Here is a 24860-nt window from a genome sequence, read left to right on the forward strand (position 1 = left end):
TTAGTCGATCGTGGAGCGCTCCCACGGATGCCGCGAGATATGTGAGCCATCCGGGCGAAGGGGCTCGCCAGACGCCTGACCAGGGCCAAAACCCCGGGAATAGCAGCGAGATGAATCCCCATGTCGATGAGCGTGTGCCAGTACTCGTCGTGGGCGGATCCCTGGTGGGACTGTCCGCCTCACTTTTCCTGGGCCGGCTGGGCGTCGGACACCTGCTCGTGGAGAAACACGCGAGCACCTCCACGCACCCGCGCGGGCGCGGAAACAACCTCCGCACCATGGAGTTGTTCCGGACCGCGGGAGTGGAGTCCGCGATCCACGAAGCCGCGTCCGTCCTGGCCGGCAACCATGGCATCCTGCAGGCCGAATCCCTCACCGGAGTGGACCACCACTGGCTCTTCCGGGAGATCGACCCGGGCGGCGCCATGCGCGGGCTCAGCCCCTCCGGATGGTGTCTGTGCAGCCAGAACGACCTTGAACCGGTCCTGCTGCGGACCGCCCAGGAACTGGGCGGCGAGCTGCGCTTCTCCACCGAACTGATCTCCTTCGAGCAGGACGCCGACGGGGTGACCGCCGTCGTCCAGCACCGGGAGTCCGGGCGTACGTCCGTGGTGCGCGCCGACTACCTCATCGCCGCCGACGGCCCCCGCAGCTCCGTACGCAGACGCCTGGGCATCGGCCAGACCGGCCGCGGCGAGCTGTTCCACAACGTCAGCATCACCTTCCGCGCCAAGCGGCTCGCCGATGTCGTGGGCGACCGCCGCTTCATCGCCTGCTATCTGACCAACCCGGCCGCCGACGGGGCGCTGCTCCCGGTGGACAACGCCGAACAGTGGGTCTTCCACGCCCCCTGGCACCCCGAGACCGGCGAGACCCTGGAGGACTTCACCGACGAGCGGTGCGCCGAACACATCCGCAAGGCCACCGGTGTCCTCGACATGGAGGTCGAAATCACCGGCAAGGCTCCCTGGCACGCGGCCGAACGGGTGGCCGAGCGCTACCGGGACGGCCGGATCTTCCTCGCCGGCGACTCCGCCCATGAAATGTCCCCCACCGGCGCCTTCGGCTCCAACACCGGCATCCAGGACGCACACAACCTCGCCTGGAAACTCGCCGCCGTCCTCGGCGGCTGGGCCGGCCCCGGGCTGCTGGACACCTACGGCGTCGAACGCCAGCCGGTCGCCGTGGCCACCAGCGCCCGCGCCGCCGCGCGCTCCGCCGAACACAACCACCCCGGCTACACCGCGCCACCGTCCACCGGTCCGCAGCGCGATGTGCTCGCGGTGGCCATGGGCTACCGCTACGCCTCCGACGCGGTCCTCGGCGCCGACCCCGCCACCCCCGCCGTCCCCGACCGCTTCACCGCGGGCGGCGAACCCGGCAGCCGAGCCCCCCATCTGTGGGTCGACCGCGACGGCCTCCGCCTGTCCACCCTCGACCTGTACGAGCGCACCTGCGTCCTGCTCACCGGCCCCGAAGGCGCCGCCTGGCACGGCGCCGCGCTACGCGTCGCCGACCGCCTCGACATCCCCCTCGCCGCCTACCGCCTCGGCCTCGACCCCACCCACGACCTGACCCCCGACCCCGGCACCGACTGGACCGAACTCCACGGCACCACCCCCCAGGGCGCAGTCCTCGTCCGCCCCGACGGCTTCATCGCCTGGCGCGCCGAGGGCGCCGAACACGAACCGGAGCGAGTCCTGGCCGACGTCCTCCAATCCGTCCTCTGCCGCTGACCTGCCGCTGCCCCCGGACCCCGCCCGCCGAGTGCCCGAGCAGGCCCGGCCGACCGCGCCGTGACTCCGCGGCGGCCGGGCCCAGTACGGCCTTCATGCGGCGTCGGGGCCCGAGGTGTCCGGGAACGAGTGGTGCTCATGTGCTCGTCATCGGGCATGGAGCAACCCCCTGCCATCTCGGCCACACCGCCGCGCGGTGATCGCCGCGGCGCGGCAGCCGGAAGGAGCGAGGTCAGCTCGTCGCCTCGCCGTGTGCCTCGCGGCGGGCACGGGTGCGGCGCCAGAGGGTGGGGGCGGTGCTGATCAGGACGGTCAGGGCGATCGCGGCGGCCACGCCCTCCCAGGGCCTGGCGAAGAGCGACCCGCCCAGGATGCCGATGAGGGCGTAGGCCCCGGACCAGGCCAGGACCGCCGGGGCGTCGCCGCGGGCGAAGCGGCGCATCGGCATACGGGAGAGCAGGCAGGCCAGCATCACCGGGATGCGTCCGGCGGGGAGGAGACGGGAGAGCACCAGCACCGCGACCCCGTGCTCGTCGAGGCGGGTGCGGGCCTGGGCCAGACGTTCGGGGGCGGCGCGGCCTTGGAGCTGGGCGAGCCAGCGGGAGCCGTTCTTCGAGCTGAGGCCGCGGCGGCCGAGCCAGTACAGGGCGATGTCCCCGAGGAAGGCCGCGAAGGAGGCCACACAGAAGACGACCAGCAGGGACAGGGGCGGCACGCTCTGGTGGATCGCCACCACCGCCGCCGAGCTCACTACCGCGCCCGTCGGCACCACCGGCACCAGCGACCCCAGCACCACCAGCAGGAACAGCGAGGGATAGCCGACCGCCTGCTGGGTCGACTCGGGCGGCACGCCGCGCGCGAGCTCGCCGATGCCGTCGAGTACATGGCCGGTCATCCGGTGGTCTCCAGGTGTACGCATTCGCCGTGCCGCAGCGCATGCACCACCGCGTCGGGGGCCAGCCGTCCGGCGTGCCGGACGAAGTCGTCGCCCGGTGAGTGGAATTCGTGCGGCCGGATCCCGTCGAGGCCGATCGGCCAGTACGTGCCGTAGTGCACGGGCACCGCGCTGCGCGCGCCCAGCCGGGCGAGCGCCTGGGCGGCCCGGTGGGCGTCGAGGTGGCCGTGGCCGAGGTACGGGCCCCAGCCGCCGACCGGCAGCAGCGCCACGTCGCAGTCGCCGACCGCCCGCGCCATGCCGTCGAACAGCCCGGTGTCGCCCGCGAAGTACGTCGTGGACTCGCCCCGCAGGACGTAGCCGAGCGCGGGCACCCGGCTCGGCCCGTACGGCAGCCGCCTGCCGTCGTGCGCGGCCGGTACGGCCCGGATCCGCACCTCGCCCACCGCGATCTCCTCGCCCGGCCGCACCTCCGTGACCCGCAGCTCCCGCGCCCGGGCCACCCGCCGCAGCCCCGGCACGGCCCGCCCGGCGCCGCGCGGCACCACCAGCCGGGTGCCGGGGCGCAGCCGCATCAGCGAGGGGAGGTGGAGGTGGTCGGCGTGCAGATGGGAGACCAGCGCGACATCGGCGACCTCGGCCGCGGGCGGCGGCACGGGCCCCCGGCGGCGGCGCAGATGCGCCAGCCGCCGTACGAACAGCGGGTCGGTCAGCACGCGCACGCCGGAGTCCCGCACGGTGGTGGTGGCATGCCCCCACCAGGTGATCTCCACCGACACTCGGACCCTCCCTCATGGCGCCGCCCGGAGCGCGCCGCCCGGACCGGCGGACGGCGTGGACGGTTACGTCCGCGTCGATCCTCTCACCGCGCCCGGCGTCGGCGGACGGCCCCCGCCCGTTCACCCCGCCCGTTCACCGACGGGTGCTCAGCCGCTGAGCGCGAACGCCAGCACGACCGCCAGCACCAGCAGCGCCCCCCACCACAGCAGCAGCCTTCCTCGGCGGCTGCCGACGGCCGGGGGCGGCGGAGGAGGGGGGTCTGGCTTCGCCGGCCGTCTGGCGCGCACCCGGAACGGGGGCGAGACGGACCACTGGGCCCGCTCCGCCGATGCGTTCGCAGGGAAGCTGAGGGCCTTGGACCGGACGGGGGCCAGGTCGTACCGGTCCGTCTGCCAGAACCGTTGGAAGGCGGGGACGTTGTGTTCATGGGCGGTCCGCAGCGCCCCCTGCGGCACCCACGGGCGCGGTCCGCCGTCGGACGCGACCGCCGGGAGCGTGCGCAGCACCCCTTCGATCAGATAGATCGGGCGGGAGTGCGCGTCGTACAGCGGCCCCCGCTGTTCCCCCGCCTCGACCGGATCGGGGCGTATCACCCGGAACACCAGGGCGAGGTCGTCCGCGTCGGACCGCTCGACGACCCGGAACCGCAGCTGCCCCTCCGGGGTGGGCTTCCCGCCGGCCGCGTCCAGCAGCACCGGCTCCAGCCCGTCAGCCGCGCCGCCGGGCAGATCGGGCACCACGACCGTACGGAAGGGGGTGCGGCGCCCTCGGCTGATCAGGAAGGGCCACCACTCGACACGCTCCACGGGACCACCCACGCCTCAGGCCAATATGGAGTCCGGCTCGGCCCGCTCGAACTCGCCCAGCTGGCCGACCAGGCGGTGAACGGTGTGGTGCACGGCGGACTTCTCGTCCTTGACGGATTTTACGCGGCGCCCGCGCCACGACCGCTGGAGCCTTTTGGCCCTGCGGACCTCTCTCGGCGACCGGGAGGCCAACTGGCCGAGCACCCCCAGCGCGGCATCCAGGAAGCCCGCCAGCACGGCGGGGCTGACGGTGATCCCGGACTTCATCAGCTGCGCCTGCAACTGGGGTGACAGGCCCGCCGCGAGGAGCTTTCTGACCCGCCCGGGGGAGCCGGGCGCCCCGGCCTCGCTCTGGTCGCCCTGGTCCTGGCCGAGGTCCTGGCCCTGGCCCGCTTCCTGGTCCTGCTGCGGATCCTGGCCGGCCGCCCGCCGGGCCTCACTGATCCGCAGCGCTTCGTATGCGCGCACACACAGATCCGGCAGGACCGAGACGAGCGGGATCTCCACGTTCATGGGCTTGGGGTTCGTCCGGTCCAGCTTGCGCACCTTGCCCTCGCTGTCGAGCACCGCGAACCCCCGGCCGACGGCGCTCACCGGGATGAGCCGGATCCGGCCGGGCGGGACCGGGAATCTTCGGGTCTTCCCGGGCGCGCGGCTGGCGACGAGCTGGCTGAAGGTGGGCTCCCGCATCAGCCGCTGTCTGACGTCGGCCAGCGTGAAGTTCTGCTCCACGAGGTCCCATTTGGTCACCACGAAGTGGATGGGCCCCGGGAAGCCCTGCATCAGGGAGAACATCGGCGCCAGATCGTCCCTGAGGAAGTCCTCCGCGCCCCGGTTCCCGAACAGCAGGCCGCGGATCTTGACCCCGTCCAACAGCCCGAGCAGCGCGTCGGCCGTCTCAAGACGCTCCTCGAACCAGTCCTGGACCTGTGACCCTTCGCCGACGGGGTGGGTCAGATGCTCCCCGGCGTAGTCGATGTACTCGATCTGCATCGTCTCGAACACCCCGAACCGGGTCCACATCCGGCAGGTGAACGTCCACTCGGGGGTCTCCGTACGGTCGGTGGGCGCCGGCCAGTCGCCCGAGCTCGCGACCTCGGAGTACACCTCGGTGAGCTTCCGCTCCTGGTCGCGGGGGAGCCGCACATGGAATCCCAGCTCCGGGTCCTGTGTACGCAGCCGCTCCTGGAGCGCCGCCAGATACACGGTCTTGCCGGAGCCGGACGGTCCCAGCGCCACCACGTTGAACTTCTCCACGCTCATATCCCCCTGGCGCCCCGACAACAGCCATGCCGGTGGGACGGTACCGCTGGAACGGCCGATACCGGCTCATGGATGCGACGATTCATTCGAAAGGGTGTTGACAGCCCCGTCGCTCGACTTGTTGTCCCACCGGATATTCCGTGGCCCGGCGCCCCACCCGTACGGCACCATGGCCCCGTTTCCTGCCTCGCCCCGGCCCTGACCTGAAGGAAAGCCCGCACGTGACCCTGGACCCGCATCTGGAACTCCACCGCCGCGCGGTGGTCGCCGACGCCCATAACGACCTGCTGATCGCGGTCACCGCCCGCCCGCCGCACCGCTGGGCCTCCTTCTTCCGCGACCAGTGGCTGCCCCAGCTGCGCGAGGGCGGGGTGGATCTTCAGGTGCTGCCGGTCTTCATCGAGGACCAGTTCCGCCCCGAGGGCGCGCTGCGCGAGACGCTGCGGATGATCGAGTGCGCGCACACCCTGGCCGAGGGCAACGCGGACGAGGTACGGCTGTGCCTGGACGGGGACGACATCGACCGCGCCCTGGACGAGGGCAAGATCGCGCTGGTCCTGGCGCTGGAGAGCGCCCCAGGACTGGATGCGAACGTGGAGCTGATCCCGACCCTGCACCGGCTCGGGGTTCGCATGGCGTCCATCGCCCACTGGGGCCGTACCGCCCTGGCCGACGGCAGTGGCGAGGACGCCACCGGCAGTCGGCTCACCGAGGCGGGGGTGGCGGCGCTGGCGGAGATGGAGCGCCTGGGGATCCTGTTCGACGTGTCGCATCTGGGCGCCTCGGGCGTGGCCCATGTGCTGGAGCTGGCCACCCGGCCCGTGCTGGCCACGCACTCCTCCGCCCGCGCCCTGCTCGACCACCACCGCAACCTCACCGACGAGCAGATCCGCGGCCTTGTCGCGACCGGTGGCATGGTGTGTGTGAACTTCCTCGGCGAGTTCGTGGCCACCGACCCCGCCGAGCGCACGGTGGACCGGCTGGCCGATCACATCCTGCATATCGTCGAGGTCGCGGGCGTGGACCGGGTGGGTCTTGGGCCCGACTTCATCAAGGAGGTCAGCGCGGACACCAGCCCGCCGTGCTGCGAGGATCTGGAGTACGCCGAGCTGGTGGTGCCGGGCCTCGAAGGCCCCCGCGGGCTGCCGCTGGTGACGGAGGCGCTGGTCCGCAGGGGCCTTTCCGAGGGCGACATCCTCAAGATCCTCGGCGGAAACGTCCTGGAGCTGTTCCGCAAGGAGCTCGGCCGCCCCGCGTGAGTCGTCACCGCTCCGGTGCGGATCCTGTTTTCAGGTGTACGACGTTGGACCCCTTGCCGTAGGAGAAGGCCCGCACCCGGTACGTGGCCCGCTTCTCGTTCGGAAGGGTGATCAGGCCGAAGGAGTTGATGTTCCGGTCCAGGACGGCCACCGGCCGGAAGCGGTCGCCGCCCTGTGGCCGGTCCTCCAGCAGATAGCCCTGCTCGTCGGAGGCGTGGTCGGTCCAGGTGAACCGGATGCCGTTGGCGTGCATGACGGTCGCCTTCAGCCCGGTGGGGGCGGCCGCCCCCACCGTGGCGGCGTCTTTGACGGAGCCGGTGTGCACGGCCGTTTGGCGCAGCGTCCGGGGCGGCGCCCACTCGTGGTCGCTCTTCTGCTCCTTCGCCGTGAAGTCCCCCTTGGGCAGCCGCACCTCGACCGGCCGCGAGGCGGGCCCGTAGTAGGGGCGGACGCGGTAGTAGAAGGGCGTCTGCGGCATCAGATCGGGGTGCCGGTACGAGGTCTGGCCGAGCGGCACGTACTCAAGGATCGTGTACGGCCCCTCGGGCGCGGTCGCGAACTCCACGATCCGCCCGGCGGCCCCCGGCTCCGTGCCCGTCCACCTCAGGGTGATGTCCACCGGCGAGGTCAGGGTGGCGGTGAGCCTGGTGCCGGTGGCGGAGGAAGGGGCCGGTTGGGCGGGGCGGGTGGCCGGCTGTGGTGACGAGCAGCCGGCCAGGGCGGCGGCGACGAGGACCGCCGCCGCCAGGGCTCTCGGCGCGCCGCTCACTTGCGCCAGAACTTGACGTTGCTCCACACCACCGTGGCCGGGCCGTTGCCACTGCTGGTGCGGTAGGCGCCGAACTTGTCGTAGAAGCTGCCGCCGGGGCTGTCGACGGTGTGCTTCAGCGATCCGTTGATGTACGTGCGGTGTTCCCTGCCCACCTGGTGCACGGTGTTCACCCGCACCGTCGCGCCGACGGTCCCGGCGTTCGAGAGGGTGTCCCCGCCGTGCACGGCGTACAGCCGCCCGCCACGCTCGACGGCCAGCATGAAGTACGGGCCCGCGCTGCCGTCCGTGTCGTTGAACGTCTGCTTCAGGCTGATCCGGGTGCCGCCCATGCTGGTGACCTTGAAGTACCCCTCGAACTGGTGGGTGCCACCGGTGTAGGTGTCATACCGCCGCTCGGCGCGCTGGTCCCCGCTCGCCTGATGTGGCGGTGCGCCGCACCACCACATCAGGACGTAATCTATCTGCTACGCTCAGTGCATGGTCGGAGGCGACAACCAAGTCTCCGACAACCCGAGCGAGTCCTGTACTTGCTCCGGCGGCCGGGAGGGTCGTCGTCGGACAGGCATGACCTGTCAAACTCCCCGGAGCGATCCAGGGGAGAATCTCCCGGATTCATCCGGGAGAGAACTTCAATTGACCCAATAGTGGATGTTGCGGAACCGGGCCTCGGCCCGGCCGCTGCCATGGTGGTACACACCGTTCTTGAAGTGGCGGGTCGCGGATCCCCGGTCGGCGACGGTCAGGACCAGCTGGTCGTCGGCGTAGACCTGGATCTTTCCGGCGTCCGCGTCGTGCGCGACCTTCAGGTTCCACCACTTGTTGTAGACACCGGACTTGATGACCTGGTCCGTGTAGCGCTTGACGGTGCCGCCGCTCTCGTTCGACACCCGCAGCATGATGTCGGTCGCGGGGGTGCCGGAGGGGTGCTTGACCCGCAGGATCTGCATGAAGTCCGCGCCGTTGGTGCCGGACGGGATGTACACATCGGCGTCCCACATGTGCTTGCCCGAGGTGTACTCCTGATTCCAGCGCATCTCGGTGCGCGGATCGGTCGAGCTGCCCTCCTCCAGGGGCTCGTCCGTGGAGTACACCCACATGGTGTGCGTCTTGGTGCCCGAGTCGTAGCGGTAGCGCTCGCTGAGGTCGAGGTTCCAGGGCTTGTGCATGGCGTAGGTGAAGGACTTCTGCTGCCAGCCGTCCGTCGGCGCGGTCGCTGTCGCCGGTGCCGCCGACGCCAGGCCGGTCGGCGCCGCCATGAGCGCGGCGACGGCGACGGCCATGGCCACTCGGGTGCGTAACGCGGGCATGCGCTCATCACCTCCAGTCGATTTCCAGTCGAGCTCCGGTTGATTTCCCATCGATGGATCATGGTCTAGACCAAGAATCACGGTAGGCCCGTGTGCATGGCGTGTCCATATCAATGAACGAGATTCTTATAGAGAAACGCCACGGCCGGGCCCGAGATCCGCTGTGACAGGCTGGGGGCCGGTCCGCGAGTGCCGAGCGGGCGTGGATACGCGAGGTGAGTGACGGCGTGCAGATGCCCCGTTGGAAATCCGTGGGCGCGGCCCTGCTGCGGGTGCTCGCGGTGTGGGCCGTGTCCACGCTCACCATGCTGGCCCTCGCGGGCATCCTGCCCGACTTCCGGCTGCAGTCCGCCGACGGGGACAGCACCACCCGGATCGCCATCACCGCGGCGAGCGGCGCCGGGGCCTTCGGTCTGCTCAGCGCGCTGGTGTGGCCGCTGCTGGTGCGGGCCCTGCTGCTGGTGCCCGCGTTTGTGCTCGGGCTGCTGGTGTTCGTGCTCAACGGCTCGCTGCTGCTGGTCGCGTTGAACCTGATACCGGACGGGCGTGGCGCCGCCGAGCCGGAGACCGCCGTGGTGGTCGCGGCCGTGATGTCCGCCGCGTCCTCGGCGACCAGCACCTTCCTGACCGTACGGGACGACGGCGCCTACCGCCGGCGGCTGGCGCGGCTCGCAGACCGCAGACAGGGCAGCCGGCGCAGACAAGGCGGGACGGGCGGGCCGCCGCAGCCGCCCGGGACGGTGTTTCTGCAGATCGACGGCGTGGGACACGATGTGCTGCGGGACGCGGTGCGGCCCCGTGGCAACCGGCCGCCGATCATGGAGACCGTCGCCGGCTGGGTGGACACCACCCATACGCTCACCCCCTGGCGCACCGACTGGTCCAGCCAGACCGGCGCCAGCCAGCTCGGCATCCTGCACGGCTCCACCGAGGACGTGCCTGCCTTCCGCTGGTACGAGAAGGAGGCCCGGCAGGTCATCGTCAGCAACCGGCCGACCAGCGCGGCCGAGCTGCAGCGCCGGGCCGCGGCCCGTACCGGGGACGAGGGGCTGCTCACCGTCGACGGGGCCAGTCGCGGCAATCTGTTCACCGGCGGCGCCGAGGAACTGGCCCTGGTGCTCTCGGTGGCCGCCCGGCGTGGCCGCCACAACCGCTCCCGCAGCGGCTACTTCGCGTACTTCAGGGACCCCGCGAACGCCACCCGCACCGCGGGCTCCTTCCTCGCCGAGATCTTCCGCGAGCTCGGCCAGTCGGCGCGCGCCAGACTGCGGCGCGAGACGCCGCGGGTGGGGCGGGGCGGGCTGTACCCGTTCATCCGCGCCTTCGCCACCGTCGTGGAGCGGGACGTCGTGGTCGCCGCGGTGATGGGGGACATCCTGTCCGGGCGCACCGCGATCTACGCCGACCTGGTGGCGTACGACGAGGTCGCCCACCACTCCGGGCCGCGCAGCCGCGACACCCACCAAGTACTGCGCCGCCTCGACCGCAGCGTCGCGCTGATCGCCAAGGTCGTCGAGCACGCACCGCGCGACTACCGCATCGTGCTGCTCTCCGACCACGGGCAGAGCCCCGGCGCGACCTTCGCCGACGCCTACGGCCTCACCCTGGAGGACCTGGTGCGGGCCGGCTGCGCACTGCCCGTGCCCCGGCAGGCCGGGCGGACCGGGGTGCACCGCCCAGCGGTAGCTGGGGGAGGCGCCGAGGCGCGCGAGGCGGCGCGTGCCGCGCTGCGCAGGCCCGAGCGGGACGGCGACGGACACGGCCCGTCCGACCCGGTGGTGCTCGCCTCCGGCAACCTGGGGCTGGTCTCCTTCCCCGATGTGCCGGGCCGGATGAGCCGCGAGGAGATCGACCGCCGCCACCCCGCGCTGCTGCGCACCCTCGCCGACCACCCCGGTGTGGGCTTCCTGCTCGTACGTTCCGAGCGGCACGGCGCGGTGGTGCTGGGCGCGGACGGCGCCGAGCACCACCTCGACACCGGCCGGGTCGTGGGGCGCAGCCCGCTCAAGGCCTTCGGCGACGGGGCCGTGGCCGCCGTACGGCGCACCGCGCGCTTCCCGAACGCCCCCGACATCATGGTCAACTCCGCCTACGACCCGGCCACCGGCGAGGTGCACGCCTTCGAGGGGCAGATCGGCTCGCACGGCGGGCTCGGCGGGGCGCAGAGCCACCCCTTTCTGCTGTGGCCCATCGAGCTCAGCCCGCCCACCCGGCCGGGGGAGCAGTTGGTGGGGGCCGAGCGGGTGCACGCGGTGCTGCGGCGCTGGCTGCGGGAGGCGGACGGACCGCAGGTCCCGGAGCGTACGGACGGACCGCAGGTCCCGGCGACCCCACCGGCCCCGCAGGTCCCGGAGAGCGAGGAATCACGGCTGCTCGGCGATGTCACCGCAGCATCTCCGGCGGCCCCGCCGCCCCTGCCGGACAAAACGCGGTGATTTGGTGCACCATGCATGATTCCCCGACCATGGCGGGATGCACGACCCGCACCCCGCCCGCCGCTTCGGCCTGCCCACGGCGACCGCGCTCGTCATGGGCAACATCATCGGCGGCGGCATCTTTCTGCTGCCCGCCTCCGTCGCCCCGTACGGCACCGTCAGCCTGCTCGCCTTCGTCGTCCTGACCGTCGGCGCGGTCGCGCTCGCGCTGGTCTTCGGGCGGCTGGCGGAGCGCGATCCGCGCACCGGCGGGCCGTACGTCTACGCGCGCGCGGCGTTCGGCGACTTCGCGGGCTTCCTGTCCGCCTGGTCGTACTGGACCATGACCTGGGTCAGCAACGCGGCGCTTGCGGTCGCGGCCGTCGGCTATGTCCATGTGCTCGTCCCCGGCCATGAGTCCAAGGGCGTCGACCTGGCCGTGGCGCTGCTCGCGCTGTGGCTGCCCGCGCTCGCGAACCTGGCGGGCACGCGGTGGGTCGGTGTGGTGCAGATCGTCTCCACGGTGCTCAAGTTCGTGCCGCTGCTCTTCGTCGCCGTAGCCGGGCTCTTCTTCTTCGACCCGGACAACCTCGGCCCGTTCCACTCCGGTGGCGGCAGCGCGGTCGGCGGGCTGTCGGCGGCGGCCGCGATCCTGCTCTACAGCTATGTGGGCGTCGAATCGGCGTCGATGAGCGCGGGCGAGGTGCGCGACCCGGAGCGCAACGTCGGGCGGGCCAGTGTGCTGGGCACCGTCGGCGCCGCCGTGGTCTATCTCGTCGGCACCCTGTCGGTCTTCGGCACCGTCGCGCACCGGGACCTGGTGAACTCCACGGCGCCCTTCTCCGACGCCGTGAACGCCATGTTCGGCGGCTCCTGGGGCGGCACCCTCATCGCCCTGGCCGCCGTGGTGTCCATCGTCGGCGCGCTCAACGGCTGGATCCTGATGAGCGCCCAGGCACCGTACGCGGCCGCCCGCGACGGGCTCTTCCCCGCCGCGTTCGCCGCCAAGCGGCGCGGTGTGCCGACCTTCGGCGTGCTCGTCGGCACCGTCCTCGCCTCGCTGCTCACCGTTCTGAACTACACCTCAGGCTCGGGTGGGGTCTTCGAGTCCCTGGTCCTGATCACCACCTTCTCGGCGACCGTCCCGTATCTGCTGGCCGCCGGCGCCCAGGTCCACTTCCTGCTGTCGGGGCGCCGGGACGAGGTGCGCGCCGGCCGCTTCGTCCGGGACCTGGTGCTCGCGCTGCTCGGCTTCGGCTTCTCCTTCTGGCTGGTCGCGGGCGCCGGATACGCCGCCGTGTACCAGGGCACGCTCTTCCTCTTCGCCGGTGTGCTGGTCTACATCCTGATGGCCGCCCGCCGCGCCGCGACCCGGCCCCGCGCTGAGGCCGCCGCGGAGACGGGCCCTGCGGACGGCGCGCGCTCGGCCGCCGACACGGCCGGCTGACCCAGGCAGCGCGGCGGCCAGCGGCACCCCGGCCGCGGCGACGGCCGCCAGGACCACCAGCGTGGTGGCCGTCGTGGTGAGGGCCATCAGCATGGTCGCCACGGCGACGCCCAGCGCCGGGCCGACGTTCAGGGCGGTCTGCTGAAGCCCGCCGACCACCCCGGCGTGGTCCACATGCGCATGGCGCACGATCACGGCCGTCGCGGTGACCATCACCGCGCCGAACCCGGCGCCGATCGCAAGGAAGCAGCCGCCGATCGCCACGGCCGTGGACTCCTCGTCGAGCCGGGAGAACAGCAGCACGCCGAGGGCAAGCAGCGCCATCCCCGCCACGGCCGTCCGCCGGGGTCCGTACCGGCGCAGCAGTACGGCGCAGACGGGCGCGCCCAGCACCATCATCGCGGGCAGCGGCAGCGCCCTCAGCCCGCTCTGCAGCGGGTCGAGCGCGAGCACGTCCTGGAGGAAGTACGTGCCGAGGAACAGCGCCCCGAACACCGCGGCCGACGCCGCCACCAGGACGCCGAGCGCCGGGGCGACGGCCGCCGAGCGCAGCAGGCCCGGCGGCAGCAGGGGGTGCGCGGTGCGCCGCGCATGCCGGGCGAACGCGGCGCCTGCCGCTGCCGTGGCGAGGACTCCGAGGGCGGTCGCCGCCGTCCAGCCGCTCTCCGGCAGCGTGACGAGCGTGTACACCACGGACGCCAGGGCCAGCGCGAGGAGGAGGGCACCGGGCAGATCGAGCGGGAGGTCGGCGGTCCGCTTGGGCTCCGGGATCCGGACGACGAGCGCCAGGACACCGATCAGCAGCGCGGGCGCCACGGTGAGGAAGAAGACGGAGCGCCAGCCCAGCTGGTCCGTCAGCGACCCGCCGATCAGCGGACCGGCCGCGGCCGCCAGCCCGATGGCGCTGGTGCGCAGCGCGATGGGCATACCGATCCGGTCCGGCGGATACGCGGCCCGCAGCATCCCCAGCGTGGCCGGTTGCAGCAGCGCGCCGAACACCCCTTGGGCGACGCGCAGACCGATCACCCAGCCCACCCCCGGCGCCAGGCCGATGCCCGCCGACGCGGCGGCGAAGCCCAGGGTGCCGAGGGCGAACAGCCGCTGATGGCCGTAGCGGTCACCCAGGCGGCCGGCGAACACCAACAGGCCCGCCACCGCGATGAGATAGCCGGTGCTGGTCCACTGCACCGCGGCGAACGAGGCGTGCAGATCCCGCCGCATATCGGGCTGCGCGATGGTCAGCACGGTGCCGTCCAGGGCGACGATCGCGGCCCCGGCGACGCCGGCGACCAGCGTGAGCATCCGCTGGTATTTCATGGCCGCTCCGGCCCGAGATGCGCCTCCAGCGCGGCGCGCAGCAGCGGTTCGACGTCGTCGGTGCCCGTCGCGAGCTGGAGGCTGCCCCACCCCCACAGCTGGGCGATGCCGTGCAGATTGGCCCACAGCGCGCCCGCGACGACCTGGGGCGCGGCATCGACGGCGGGCCGTGCCCGGGCGACCAGGTCGACCAGCACCTCGAAGAGCGGCAGGCTGGTTTCGCGCAGCCCGAGGTGGTCGCTCTCCAGCAGGTCATGGCGGAACATCAGCTCGAACATGCCGCGGTTGGTCAGGGCGAAGTCGAGGTAGACCCGCCCCAGCGCCATCAGTTGGGCGCGCGGCTCCACCCGTCCGTCCCCGACCGCTTCGGCGACCCCGGCGGCCAGCTCGGCGAAGCCCTGGCGGGCGATCGCGGACAACAGCGCCAGGTGGGTGGGGAAGTAGCGGCGCGGGGCTCCGTGGGAGACCCCGGCCCGGCGGGCGATCTCCCGGAGGGACAGGGACTGCATCCCTTCCCTGGTCACCAGATCCACGCCGACCTCGATCAGACGGGACCGCAGCCCCGTGTCGTGCTCGCTCATAGACACTGTCTACCAGGATCCGTAGACAGTGTCTACTGGGTTCAGGGTCCGGTCGGTTGGGCCAGAATGATGCACCCACGCATAGGTGACGACTCGTGAGAAACCTTGAGGCAGACATGACTGAGCAGCAGCCCCCGACGCCCCCTCAGCCCCAAGGGCTTCCCCCGCAGCCCCAGGGGATTGCGCCACAGCCCGCGGGCGTGCCGCCGCAGCCGGGGCAGTTCCCCGCCGCGGTCCCGGCCGCGCCCCCGAGCCCGCAGGGCCGGATCTCGTTGCGGAATCCGCTGGTGGCCGCGGCCCTCGGCCTCGTGGTCGGCCTCGCCGCGGTCGGCATACCCGCCCTGCTCTCGGACGACGGCGACGGCGGCGGGGGCTTCGGTGGCGGGGGCGGCGGGGGCGAGCTCAGCGCTCCGGCGAAGCTCGACGGGCTCAGATCCTTCGCCGACATCCAGCGCGCGGCAGGCGTCCCCAAGGCCAAGAAGATGGCGGACGGCATCGCCGAGGAGGACCGCAGGAGCGGCGAGCGGCTGTCCGAGGCGTACGGCGGTGCCGCCGCCGTGGTGAAGCGGTACGCGGACGCCGATGTCCAGACGACCGTAACGCTGATCGCGGTCCGCAGCCGGTCCCCGCAGCCGTACGTCCCCTACCAGGACCACAAGCGCCTTGCCCTGGCCAAGCCGCAGGACGAGCTCAAGACCATCGGCGATGTCTCCTGCGTGCTGTACAACCAGCCCACCCCGGCCGGTTCCAAGCCCACCGCGGACTCCGTGCACGTCAGCTACTGCCAGCGCACGGGCGACGGGCTCACGGTCCAGATCCGCGCGGTCGGCAGCGGTATGGCCAACCAGCCCGAGAAGGTCGCGGCCGTGGTCGAGAAGGCCTGGTCGGAGCTGTCCTGAGCCGGGCCGTCCGGAGCCGGGCCATCGCCATTACCTGGCGGGTAATCGACCGGGCGAGCCGTCGGCGGCATGGTTGGGGCATCGGGTTCCGGGCCGGCGCACTCCGGCTCGGAACCCGGCCTCACCAGCACTTTTCATCATGAGGAGAGCCCTGCCATGACCGCGCAGACCCAGTACGAGACCGCCGTCGCCCGCTACTTCGAGGCGTGGAACGCGACCGACGCCGAGGCCCGCTCCAAGGCCGTCGCCGCCGCCTGGACCGAGGACGGCAGCTACACCGACCCGCTCGCCGCCGTCAGCGGCCACGACCAGCTGGCGGCGGTCATCGCCGGGGCCCAGGAGCAGTTCCCCGGCTTCGTCTTCCAGCACACCGGGACCGTCGACGGCCACCACGACACCGCCCGCTTCACCTGGGAGCTGGTGTCGACGGCCGACGGCTCGGCGCCGGTCGCCGGGTTCGATGTGATCACCCTGGCCGAGGACGGCCGGATCCGCTCCGTCCTCGGCTTCCTGGACCGTATCCCGGCGGCGCCTACGGCATGAGCCGCCGCAGGGTCTGCGCCGTCTCCGGGTCGGCCGGGAGCAGGGTCTCGATCGCCAGCTCGGAGACGGTGACGTCCATGGGGGTGTTGAAGGTCGCGATCGTGGACACGAAGGACAGCACATGTCCGGCGTGCTCGATCACCATCGGCAGCGCGAACGGCGCGTGGTCCCCGCCCGCGGCCGCCCGCTCCTGGCCCCCCGCGCCCAGTGGATAGGCGCTGACCTCGTCGTACAGCTTCCGCAGCGGCGAGGACCGCATCAGCGCCAGCTGCCGCTCCATCTGCTCCAGCAGATGGCCCCGCCACTCACGCAGATTGAGGATGCGCGGGGCCAGGCCGTCCGGGTGCAAGGTGATGCGCATCGCGTTCATCGGCGGCCGCAGGAGGTGGTCCGCGACCCCCTCAAGCAGCATCGCCATCCCCTGGTTCGCCGCCACCACCTGGTACATGCCGTCGACGACGATGGCCGGGTACGGGTCGTAGCCCGTCAGCAGCCGCTCCATCCCCTCGCGCAGCGGGCCCATCGACGGGTCGTCCACAGAGGTCTCCGGGTAGTGCGGCGCGTAACCGGCCGCGATCAGCAGGGCGTTGCGCTCCCGTACGGGTACGTCGAGGTGTTCCGCGAGGCGCAGCACCATCTCCTGGCTGGGCCTGGCCCGTCCGGTCTCGATGAAGCTGATGTGGCGGGCGGAGGAGTCGGCGCGCAGTGCGAGCTCGAGCTGGCTGATCCGCCGCCGGTCCCGCCATTCGCGCAGCAGTGCGCCCACCCCCGGGGCAATCACGGCAGTCGTCATGCCCCGACGGTAACCGAACACGCGTCTGCGCCTCGCGCGCGGCCCGCACGGTGCGTGGGAAGGTGAGGGCAGTCACGACGAAAGGGGCGCCCCATGGCAGTCCAGCCGCTGTCGAACGAGGAGATCGAGCGGGGTCTGGAGGACCTTCCCGGCTGGTCGCTGCGGGACGACCGGCTGGTGCGCGGATACTCCTTCCCCGGACATCTGGCCGCGGCCCGCCTGGTGGCCGAGGTCGCCGAGGCGCAGGAGGAGCTGGGGCACCACTCCGACCTCACGCTCGGCTACAACAAGGTCGGCGTCTCGGTGAACACGCACAGTGTCGGCGGCAAGGTGACCGAGCTGGACCTCCGGCTCGCCCACCGCATCGAGGACATCGCCCGAGGACAGGGTGTGTCCTAGAACACCGCTTTTTGCTGAGGGTGTTGGTCTGATCTGATCACTTCGTTAGCCTCCCGGCAGCCCCCCAGATACGCCGCTCCGAGGAAGACGACGCAGTGACGAACCCTCAGCCCCCTCAGGACCCCCAGGACCCGCAGGCCCCTCAGGCCGCGCGCAGCGCACCGGATGCCCCGCCCCCGGGCTGCCCCGCCCACACCGCGCGGCTGTACGGACCGGACTTCCGGCGGGAACCGGCCGAGACATACCGGCGGATACGACGCGAGGGACAGGTCACCCGCGTCCTGCTCGAAGGCGACGTCCCCGTCTGGTTCGTCGTCGGCTACCGCGAGACCCGCCAAGTGCTGAACGACATCGAGACCTACGGCCGTGACCCGCGCCGCTGGAACGGCTGGGACAGTGTGCCGCCGGACTGGTCCCTCATGCCGTGGGTGCGGTACACCCCGATGATGCCCTTCACGGAGGGGGAGGAGCACCTGCGGCGTGCGGCGGCCGTCAGCGAGGTCCTGGCCACGCTCGACCCCTTCGTGCTGCGCGGGCACTGCGAGCGCTTCGCCGATCAGCTGATCGACAAGTTCGCCGTGACCGGCCGTGCGGATCTGGTGTACGACTACATTTACTCGGTGCCCACCCTCGTCATGGGCGAGGTGTTCGGCCTGGCCGAGGACGAGGACGGACTGGCGGTCCTGGCGGAGGGGCTGACCTCCTCGTTCGTCTCCGGCGAGGACGCCATGGCCGCTCAGCAGCGGGCCGCCGCGTATGTGGCGGGGCTGGTCAAGGCCAAGCGCGAGGCACCGGGCCCCGACCTCACCTCGCGGTTCATCCAGAGCACCCCGAACCTCACCGAGGAGCAGCACATCGCGGACGTGATGATGCTGATGGCCGCGGCGCTGCCGCTCACCTCGTACTGGATCGGCAACACGCTGCGGCTGCTGCTCACCGACGAGCGCTTCGCCACGACCCTCACGGGCAACCGCCGCAGCATCGGCGAGGCCATGAACGAGGTGCTGTGGGTGGACACCCCGCTCCAGAACCTGATCGGGCGGTACGCCACCCGCGACACGGTCCTCGGCGGTCAGCGCATCCGCACCGGCGACCTCGTCGTCCTCGGCCTGGCCGCCGCCAACGCCGACCCGCTGCTGTGGCCGAACGGCCACGTCGGCCACGCCGGGAACCACTCCCATGTCGCCTTCAGCGCCGGCGAGTACGGATGCCCGGTGGGCGGCCCCGAGACGGCCAGGATCATCGCGGAGACGACGATCGAGGTGTTGCTGGACCGCGTTCCGGACCTGGTGCTCGCGGTGGCCCCCGAGGAGCTGAGGTGGGTGGACTCCGTCTGGTACCGCTATCTGGAGTCGCTGCCCATCACCTTCACCCCCACCGGGGTCACGGGGAGCTGATCCCGCCTCGGGGCAGGTGGCGGCCCGCCTTGCCGAACCGGCAACAGTGTTTGTCGATCGGGCGGGGCGGGAGCAGGCTCTGCGGCATGAGCGGACACCAGCACACCCACACCGACCACACCCATTCCCACACCCACGGCGGCCCCGCCCATGCCGATGACGCGCACCCGGACTGGGCCGCCTTCGGGGAACTCCTCGAACTGAGCGCGGATGTGCACACCTCAGCCGTCGAGCAGACCGCCGAGTGGCTGCGCGGGCTCCTCAGGCTCGATGGGGGACACGTACGGCGCGCGCTCGACATCGGCAGCGGGCCCGGCGGCGCCGCGTGCGTGTTCGCCCGCGCCTTCCCCGACGCCGAGGTGGTGGCCGTGGACGGCAGCCCGGAGCTGCTGGCGCGGGCCCGCGACCGCGCCGCGCGGCTCGGGGTCGCCGACCGCGTACGGACCCACCTGGCCGAACTGCCCGAAGGGCTGGCCGAGGTGGGGGAGGCGGAGCTGATCTGGTCCAGCAAGGCGGTGCACCACCTGGGGGACCAGCAGGGCGCCCTCGACCGGCTCGCCGCCGCGCTGCGCCCCGGCGGGGTGCTGGCCGTGGCCGAGGGCGGGCTGTCGCTGCGCGCGCTGCCCCGCGACATCGGCATCGGCCGCCCCGGCCTGCTGACTCGGCTCGACGCGCTGCAGGAGGAGGCGTTCGCCGAGATGCGGACCGGGCTGCCCGACGCCAAGGAGACGACCGAGGACTGGCCGGCCATGCTCGCGGCGGCCGGGCTGACCGGGGCCCGCAGCCGCAGCTTCCTGATCGACCTGCCCGCACCGCTCGACGCCCCGGCCCGCCGTCTGCTGCACGCGGACCTGACCCGGCTGTCCGACCATCTGGCCGACCGCCTCGATGCGACGGACCGCGCCACGCTCGACCGGCTGCTCGACCCGGACGACGAGGCGGGCGTGTTGCGCCGGCCGGATGTGTTCTGGCTGAGCGCGCAGACCGTCCACGCGGCGGTCAAGCCGCGGTGATCAGGTCCCGGTGGCAAGGGCTCGGTGAGCCGGCCGTGGGCAGTCCCCGGTGACCGGGGCCTGCCCACGGCGCGTCAGGTCCCTCAGCCGGTGGTGAGGGTGAGGCCGTACGCCTCGAGGATCGGGTTCACCGGCTGGAAGTACGTGGTGCCGCCGGCCGTGCAGTCGCCGGAGCCTCCCGAGGTGACGCCCTGGGCCTGGCTGCCGGAGATGTACGAGCCGCCGGAGTCGCCGGGCTCGGCGCATACGGTCGTCCGGGACAGCCCGCTGACCATGCCCTCGGAGTACCGCACACTGGTGTCGAGCTGCTCGACCGTGCCGCAGTGCCAGCCGGTCGTCGAGCCGGAGCGGCAGACCGAGGAGCCCACCGGCGCCTCCTGGGAGCCGGCGACCGTGACGACGGAGCCGCCGGGGCCGAGCACCACGGGCTTGGGCGTCCAGGTGCTGTTGACCGCCACCCAGGCGTAGTCGTTGCCGGGGAAGCGCGACGCCTGGAAGGTGCCCTGTGCGGCCTTGTTGACGCCGGTGGTGGTGGCGCCCGCCTCGCCGCAGTGGCCCGCGGTGACGAAGCCGCCCTGGGAGCCCTTCGCCACCGAGAACCCGATCGAGCAGCGCGCGGTGCCGTTGATGTAGTACGCCTCGCCGCCGCGTACGTCGTCCAGCGGTTTCGGCTGCTCGGCGGACTCCACGATCCGGACCATGCCGCGGTCCACGCCGCTGGCGGTGACGAAGGCCGAGGCCTGGTCGGGGTCGGCCGACTGCACCACCACGCTGTTGCTCTTCACATCCACGTACCAGACGGCGGCGGCCGCGGCCGACGGCGCGCTGTGCTCGGCGGCGCGGTCCAGGGTGCCCTTCGCGGCGGTGAGGTCGTCGAGGCTGTGGCTGACCGTCACGGGCTTGGCGCCGGCGGCGCTGATCATGCCGTGTCGGCCCTGGTCGGTCGTGGCGACGGTGAGCTCGGCGGTCTTGCCGGTCACCCACGCTCCGCCGAACGCGGTCCCCAGGCTTTTGCGGAGAGCGGGGGTGGCCGTACCGGCCCGGTACTCGTTGCTGATCCGGGCCCTCGCCTCGTCGGCCGTGAGGCCGAGGTCGCGCCGCATCGCGTCCAGCATCTCGGCGGGGACCCCCGTGGGGGCCTCGGCGGTGGGGCCGGGCTCCGCCGCGGCGGATGTCACGAGGGCGGGTATGGCGGTCAGGGAGAGAGCGGCGATGGCGATGGCACAACCAGCGGTGAGGGCAGGTCTGTGTCTGCGGAGCATCGGGTGTCTCCTCGTGTCGTGGGGGCTTGCGCCAACGTAAGCCGCCCCGACACACGCCGCCCACCTGCCCGCTCTCCCCGGTTGCGCCCTCCGGCAACACCCGGCACGACCGCCCGTGGGCCCGCTCCCATGCCCGTCGCCGGAGGCGGCCCGGCGCCGGCTGGCCGACGGCCGGGGCACGAGGACGCCACCCGAACAGCCGCCGCCAATCCAGCGGTTACGCGATCCAGCGGTTACGCGTGTGCCCCCGCCCTGCGGGCAGGGCGGGGGCACACGACAGGCCGGGCAGGGCTCGGCATCACACCAGGTTGAAGGTGTCCGGGTTCGGGCCCAGGCGGTTGCCGGAGTCCATCGCGTCGATCGTCGCGAGGTCCTGGGCGTCCAGCTCGAAGTCGAACACGTCGATGTTCTCCGCGATGCGGGACGGCGTGACCGACTTGGGGATCACCACATTGCCCAGGTCCAGGTGCCAGCGCAGCACCACCTGGGCCGGGGACTTGCCGTGCTTCCCGGCGATGGCCTTGAGCCGGTCGTCCTCCAGCAGGCCCTTGCCCTGGCCGAGCGGGGACCAGGCCTCGGTCACGATGTTGTGCCGGGCGTTGAAGGCGCGCAGCTCCGACTGCTGGAACTGCGGGTGCAGCTCGACCTGGTCGATGACCGGGGCGATCTCGGTCTCCGAGAGCAGGCGCTGGATATGGGCGGGGTGGAAGTTCGAGAGGCCGATGGCCTTGGCGCGGCCCTCGGCGGCGATCTTCTCGAACGCCTTCCACGTGTCCACGTACTTGTCGACCCCCGGCACCGGCCAGTGGATCAGATACAGGTCCACGTAATCGAGGCCGAGCTTGGACAGCGAGGTGTCGAAGGCGCGCAGGGCGGAGTCATAGCCCTGCTCGGCGTTCCAGAGCTTGGTGGTCACGAACAGCTCGTCGCGCGGGATGCCCGACGCGGCGATGGCCCTTCCCGTGCCCTCCTCGTTGCCGTAGATCGCGGCGGTGTCGATGCTGCGGTAGCCGGCGTCGAGCGCCGTACGGACCGCGGTGGCCGCCTCGTCGTCCGGGACCTGCCAGACGCCGAAGCCGAGCTGGGGCATCTGGACGCCGTTGCTGAGGGATATGAAGGGGACCTTGCTCACGAGCGGTCGATCCTTACGTCGAATACGAGTAGGTACAACGTCAGGGAGAACGGTTGACGGGAGTGTCGTATTCCCGTTCGACCGCTCCGTACGCTGCTTCCCGGCGTGCCCCCGCACCACACCCTGGGCCGTCGGCGACCCGGCCCGCGGCGACCGCTTTGGCCACCGCGGACCAGAACGCGCGGTCCTCACCCCGTGGCGAGCAGCAGCGGCTCGGGGAGCTCCGCCCGGAATCGCCGCCGCATATGCCCTTCGCGCACCGTCGCGCCCACCTCGACGGCGGCATGGCTGACCGTGGCGCGCGGCGCCCGCACCACCATGGCCAGCCGGTAGGTACCGCCGATGCCGGCCGTGGGGGTGCGGCGGATCTCCCAGCCCGGGTCGGACCTGAGCTCGCGCCGCGCCTCCAGACAGACCCGTGCGCCCCGCGCGGCTCGATCCTGCCCGACGAACCCCAGCCGCGGGCCGAGATGGACCGCACCGGTGGCCCGGACTTCCCCACTGAGCTGCAGCGGGAGCATGGACCAGGCCACCGGCTGGAAGGCGGCCCGGCGATTTCCGGCCGGTTCGGCCGAGAGGGTCAGATCAAGATTGACCGTATGCAGTTGAGGACTGGCTGCTTCTTGTGCGCAGCTGACCGAAAGATGCACCAAGTGGTAGGCCGCGCTGTGTGCCTCATCGGCCTTGTTGGCCTCCGATTCCACAAATGCCTTGAGCTCCGGAACCCGGCCCACGAGTTCCGTCGTCACCGGCACGGACAGCGGCCCGCCCAGCGTGACCCGCCCGGCCAGGGCGGCGGCCGCGGCGGGCCGCCGTGGGACATGGCCCGAAGGCCCGGAGATTTCCTCGGATACCAGTGCCAGCTCGCGCTCGGGAAGTTCGGGGAGAATGATGTCGATCATTTCCGTGCCCCCTTTGCGGCTCAGGATTGGTAGAGCGCCTCGATTTCGACGGCATACGCCTGCTCGATCGCCTTTCGCTTCAATTTCAGCGAAGGCGTCAGGAGACCATGCTCCTCCGAGAACTGAGCTGCAAGTATTCGGAACGTACGAATCGACTCGGCTTGGGAGACCAGTGTGTTGGCCGCGACCACCGCCCGCCGGATCTCCAGCTCCAGCTCCGGCTCGCGGACCAGCTCCTGCGCGGGCAGTTCCGGCCGGCCGCGCATCGTCAGCCAGTGCGCGACGGCGTCGGCGTCCAGCGTGATCAGCGCCGCCACATACGGCCGGTCGTTGCCGACCACGATGCACTGGGCGACCAGCGGATGCGCCCTGATCCGCTCCTCCAGGACCACCGGCGACACACTCTTGCCGCTGGAGGTCACCAGGATCTCCTTCTTCCGCCCGGTGATCGTCAGATAGCCGTCGTCGTCCAGGGTGCCCAGGTCACCGGTGGCCAGCCAGCCGTCCCGCAGCACCGCGTCGGTCGCCTTGGGGTCGCCGAGATAGCCCTCGAAGACCTGGTCGCCCGAGAGCAGGACCTCGCCGTCGTCCTCGATGTACACGGTGGTGCCCGGCAGCGGAACCCCCACCGTGCCGAAGCGGGTCCGGTCGGGCGGGTTGGCGACGGCCGCCGCGGTGGTCTCGGTGAGCCCGTACCCCTCGAAGATCGTGACGCCCGCGCCCGCGAAGAACAGCCCGAGCCGGCGCTCCATGGCCGAGCCGCCCGAGAAGGCGTGCCGGACCCGGCCGCCCATCGCCGCCCGCACCTTGCTGTAGACGACCTTGTCGAAGAACTGGTGCTGCATGCGCAGCGAGGCGCCGGGCCCGGGCCCGATGCCAAAGGCCCTGGCCTCCTGCGCCTCCGCGTACCGCACCGCGACGTCCACTGCCTTGTCGAACGGGCCCAGCCGGCCCTCCGCCTCGGCCTTTCTGCGGGCCGCCGCGAAGACCTTCTCGAAGATGTACGGCACGGCCAGGAAGAACGTCGGCCGGAACGACTGCAGATCGGGCAGCAGCGCGGCCGCGGTCAGGCTCGGCTGGTGGGCCAGTTTCACCCGGCCGCGGATCGCGGCGACCTCCACCATCCGCCCGAAGACATGCGCGAGCGGCAGAAACAGCAGCGTCGCGGCCTCGTCGCCGCGCTTGGAGTGGAAGACCTCCTCGTACAGGGCGACCACCGTGTCGCACTCGGCCATCAGATTGGCGTGGGTGATGACACAGCCCTTGGGGCGGCCGGTGGTGCCCGAGGTGTAGACGATGGTCGCGGGGTTCTCGGGCTGCAGCGCCTTGCGGTGGCGATGCACCACGTCGTCGTCCATCGACGCCCCGGCCGCGGTCAGCTCGTCCACCGCGCCCGCGTCCAGCTGCCACAGCCGGGTCAGCATCGGCAACCGCCCGACCACCGAGCCGATCGTCATGGCGTGATCCTCGTGCTCCACGACACAGGCGGAGACATCCGCGTCATGCAGCATCCAGAAGACCTGCTCGGCGGAGGAGGTGGGATACATCGGCACGCTCTGCGCCCCGATGGACCACAGCGCGAAGTCGAACAGCGTCCACTCGTAGCGGGTACGGGACATGATGGCGACGCGGTCGCCGAAGCGCACCCCCTGGGCCAGCAGCCCCTTGGCGAGCCCCATCACCTGGTCACGGAACTCGCCCGAGGACACATCGAGCCACTCGCCGTCCGCCGTTTTGCGGCCCAGCGCCACCCGGTCCGGATCCGCGTCCGCATGGTCGAACACGGGATCCGCCAGGCCTCCGGTCTGCGGCGGGCTCGTCAACGGGGGGACGGTGAACTCGCGCAATGACTAGCTCCTTGAAGCGCTCCGCACAGCGCCGTGACCGTATCTGATCTGGGGCTATGAGCCCGTTGTGCGGCTCATGTGTGACGACTTTCTCCA

At 71.8% G+C, this 24860-nt stretch carries 22 protein-coding genes and 1 pseudogene; 9 read left to right on the top strand and 14 right to left on the bottom strand.

Annotated features, from left to right (window positions below):
- Positions 1-110: 110 nt before the first annotated feature.
- The gene (locus ACH4U7_RS33330) at positions 111-1736 is read left to right on the top strand and encodes an FAD-dependent oxidoreductase (protein ID WP_398531494.1); all 1626 of its coding nucleotides are present in this window, start codon (positions 111-113) and stop codon (positions 1734-1736) included.
- 232 nt (positions 1737-1968) lie between these two features.
- Here ACH4U7_RS33330 and ACH4U7_RS33335 read toward each other — a convergent pair whose 3' ends face one another.
- The 4 genes from ACH4U7_RS33335 to ACH4U7_RS33350 all read right to left on the bottom strand — a co-directional run bounded on the left by ACH4U7_RS33335 (position 1969) and on the right by ACH4U7_RS33350 (position 5474).
- On the bottom strand, positions 1969-2631 hold the full coding sequence (locus ACH4U7_RS33335; protein WP_398531495.1) for a DedA family protein: 663 nt from the start codon (positions 2629-2631) through the stop codon (positions 1969-1971).
- On the bottom strand, positions 2628-3410 hold the full coding sequence (locus ACH4U7_RS33340) for an MBL fold metallo-hydrolase (RefSeq protein WP_398531496.1): 783 nt from the start codon (positions 3408-3410) through the stop codon (positions 2628-2630). The genes ACH4U7_RS33335 and ACH4U7_RS33340 overlap by 4 nt, the downstream gene beginning before the upstream one ends.
- A 147-nt stretch (positions 3411-3557) precedes the next feature.
- Positions 3558-4217, bottom strand: coding sequence for a hypothetical protein (locus ACH4U7_RS33345; protein ID WP_398531497.1), 660 nt, complete (start codon positions 4215-4217; stop codon positions 3558-3560).
- A gap of 15 nt (positions 4218-4232) precedes the next feature.
- Positions 4233-5474: a hypothetical protein gene (locus ACH4U7_RS33350; RefSeq protein ID WP_398531498.1), complete on the bottom strand. Its 1242-nt coding sequence runs from the start codon at positions 5472-5474 to the stop codon at positions 4233-4235.
- A gap of 227 nt (positions 5475-5701) precedes the next feature.
- Here ACH4U7_RS33350 and ACH4U7_RS33355 point away from each other — a divergent pair, with 227 nt between their 5' ends.
- The gene (locus ACH4U7_RS33355; protein ID WP_398531499.1) at positions 5702-6739 is read left to right on the top strand and encodes a dipeptidase; all 1038 of its coding nucleotides are present in this window, start codon (positions 5702-5704) and stop codon (positions 6737-6739) included.
- 4 nt (positions 6740-6743) lie between these two features.
- Here the strand turns inward: ACH4U7_RS33355 and ACH4U7_RS33360 are convergent, their stop codons facing one another.
- The 3 genes from ACH4U7_RS33360 to ACH4U7_RS33370 form a co-directional block, all read right to left on the bottom strand.
- The gene (locus ACH4U7_RS33360; RefSeq protein ID WP_398531500.1) at positions 6744-7508 is read right to left on the bottom strand and encodes a fibronectin type III domain-containing protein; all 765 of its coding nucleotides are present in this window, start codon (positions 7506-7508) and stop codon (positions 6744-6746) included.
- Entirely contained in the window at positions 7505-7957 is a 453-nt protein-coding gene (locus ACH4U7_RS33365) for a hypothetical protein (protein WP_398531501.1), read from the bottom strand. Before ACH4U7_RS33365 ends, ACH4U7_RS33360 begins: the two co-directional genes overlap by 4 nt.
- Positions 7958-8140: 183 nt before the next feature.
- On the bottom strand, positions 8141-8818 hold the full coding sequence (locus ACH4U7_RS33370) for a cinnamyl alcohol dehydrogenase (protein WP_398531502.1): 678 nt from the start codon (positions 8816-8818) through the stop codon (positions 8141-8143).
- Between the two features lie 233 nt (positions 8819-9051).
- On the opposite strand from ACH4U7_RS33370, the gene ACH4U7_RS33375 reads away from it, so the two are divergent.
- Positions 9052-11253 carry a phage holin family protein gene (locus tag ACH4U7_RS33375; RefSeq protein WP_398531639.1) on the top strand — a complete coding sequence of 734 codons (2202 nt, stop codon included), beginning with the start codon at positions 9052-9054 and terminating at the stop codon, positions 11251-11253.
- A 37-nt stretch (positions 11254-11290) separates the two neighbouring features.
- Positions 11291-12679 carry an amino acid permease gene (locus ACH4U7_RS33380; protein ID WP_398531503.1) on the top strand — a complete coding sequence of 463 codons (1389 nt, stop codon included), beginning with the start codon at positions 11291-11293 and terminating at the stop codon, positions 12677-12679.
- Here ACH4U7_RS33380 and ACH4U7_RS33385 read toward each other — a convergent pair.
- Both ACH4U7_RS33385 and ACH4U7_RS33390 read right to left on the bottom strand, forming a co-directional pair.
- Positions 12641-13996 (bottom strand): annotated as a pseudogene (locus ACH4U7_RS33385) (MFS transporter); the annotation flags it as partial. The gene ACH4U7_RS33380 and the pseudogene ACH4U7_RS33385 sit on opposite strands and share 39 nt — an antisense overlap.
- Positions 13993-14577 (bottom strand): TetR/AcrR family transcriptional regulator, encoded by a 585-nt coding sequence (locus tag ACH4U7_RS33390; protein WP_398531504.1) that lies wholly within the window; start codon positions 14575-14577, stop codon positions 13993-13995. The gene ACH4U7_RS33390 and the pseudogene ACH4U7_RS33385, both read right to left, overlap by 4 nt.
- Positions 14578-14777: 200 nt before the next feature.
- Between ACH4U7_RS33390 and ACH4U7_RS33395 the strand changes: the two genes are divergently transcribed.
- Positions 14778-15476, top strand: a complete 699-nt coding sequence (locus ACH4U7_RS33395; protein ID WP_398531505.1) for a hypothetical protein — start codon at positions 14778-14780, stop codon at positions 15474-15476.
- A 156-nt stretch (positions 15477-15632) separates the two neighbouring features.
- Positions 15633-16019, top strand: coding sequence for a nuclear transport factor 2 family protein (locus ACH4U7_RS33400; protein ID WP_398531506.1), 387 nt, complete (start codon positions 15633-15635; stop codon positions 16017-16019).
- On the opposite strand, the gene ACH4U7_RS33405 is transcribed toward ACH4U7_RS33400, so the two are convergent.
- Positions 16009-16812 carry a helix-turn-helix domain-containing protein gene (locus ACH4U7_RS33405; RefSeq protein WP_398531507.1) on the bottom strand — a complete coding sequence of 268 codons (804 nt, stop codon included), beginning with the start codon at positions 16810-16812 and terminating at the stop codon, positions 16009-16011. The two genes, ACH4U7_RS33400 and ACH4U7_RS33405, sit on opposite strands and share 11 nt — an antisense overlap.
- Before the next feature lie 93 nt (positions 16813-16905).
- Between ACH4U7_RS33405 and ACH4U7_RS33410 the strand changes: the two genes are divergently transcribed.
- The 3 genes from ACH4U7_RS33410 (at position 16906) to ACH4U7_RS33420 (ending at position 19621) form a co-directional block, all read left to right on the top strand.
- On the top strand, positions 16906-17211 hold the full coding sequence (locus tag ACH4U7_RS33410; protein WP_398531508.1) for a 4a-hydroxytetrahydrobiopterin dehydratase: 306 nt from the start codon (positions 16906-16908) through the stop codon (positions 17209-17211).
- 95 nt (positions 17212-17306) lie between these two features.
- Positions 17307-18608 carry a cytochrome P450 gene (locus ACH4U7_RS33415; RefSeq protein WP_398531509.1) on the top strand — a complete coding sequence of 434 codons (1302 nt, stop codon included), beginning with the start codon at positions 17307-17309 and terminating at the stop codon, positions 18606-18608.
- 86 nt (positions 18609-18694) lie between these two features.
- On the top strand, positions 18695-19621 hold the full coding sequence (locus ACH4U7_RS33420) for a class I SAM-dependent methyltransferase (protein WP_398531510.1): 927 nt from the start codon (positions 18695-18697) through the stop codon (positions 19619-19621).
- An 83-nt stretch (positions 19622-19704) separates the two neighbouring features.
- Here the strand turns inward: ACH4U7_RS33420 and ACH4U7_RS33425 are convergent, their stop codons facing one another.
- The 4 genes from ACH4U7_RS33425 to ACH4U7_RS33440 form a co-directional block, all read right to left on the bottom strand.
- On the bottom strand, positions 19705-20883 hold the full coding sequence (locus tag ACH4U7_RS33425; protein ID WP_398531511.1) for a S1 family peptidase: 1179 nt from the start codon (positions 20881-20883) through the stop codon (positions 19705-19707).
- Positions 20884-21181: 298 nt separating this feature from the next.
- Positions 21182-22015, bottom strand: coding sequence for an aldo/keto reductase (locus ACH4U7_RS33430; RefSeq protein WP_398531512.1), 834 nt, complete (start codon positions 22013-22015; stop codon positions 21182-21184).
- A 188-nt stretch (positions 22016-22203) separates the two neighbouring features.
- A complete protein-coding gene (locus ACH4U7_RS33435; RefSeq protein ID WP_398531513.1) occupies positions 22204-22917 on the bottom strand; it encodes a hypothetical protein in 714 nt (237 codons plus the stop codon).
- A gap of 20 nt (positions 22918-22937) precedes the next feature.
- On the bottom strand, positions 22938-24764 hold the full coding sequence (locus ACH4U7_RS33440; protein WP_398531514.1) for an AMP-dependent synthetase/ligase: 1827 nt from the start codon (positions 24762-24764) through the stop codon (positions 22938-22940).
- Positions 24765-24860 lie beyond the last annotated feature (96 nt).

The sequence above is a fragment of the Streptomyces sp. NPDC020845 genome, from assembly GCF_044334165.1.
Classification (GTDB): Bacteria; Actinomycetota; Actinomycetes; order Streptomycetales; family Streptomycetaceae; genus Streptomyces.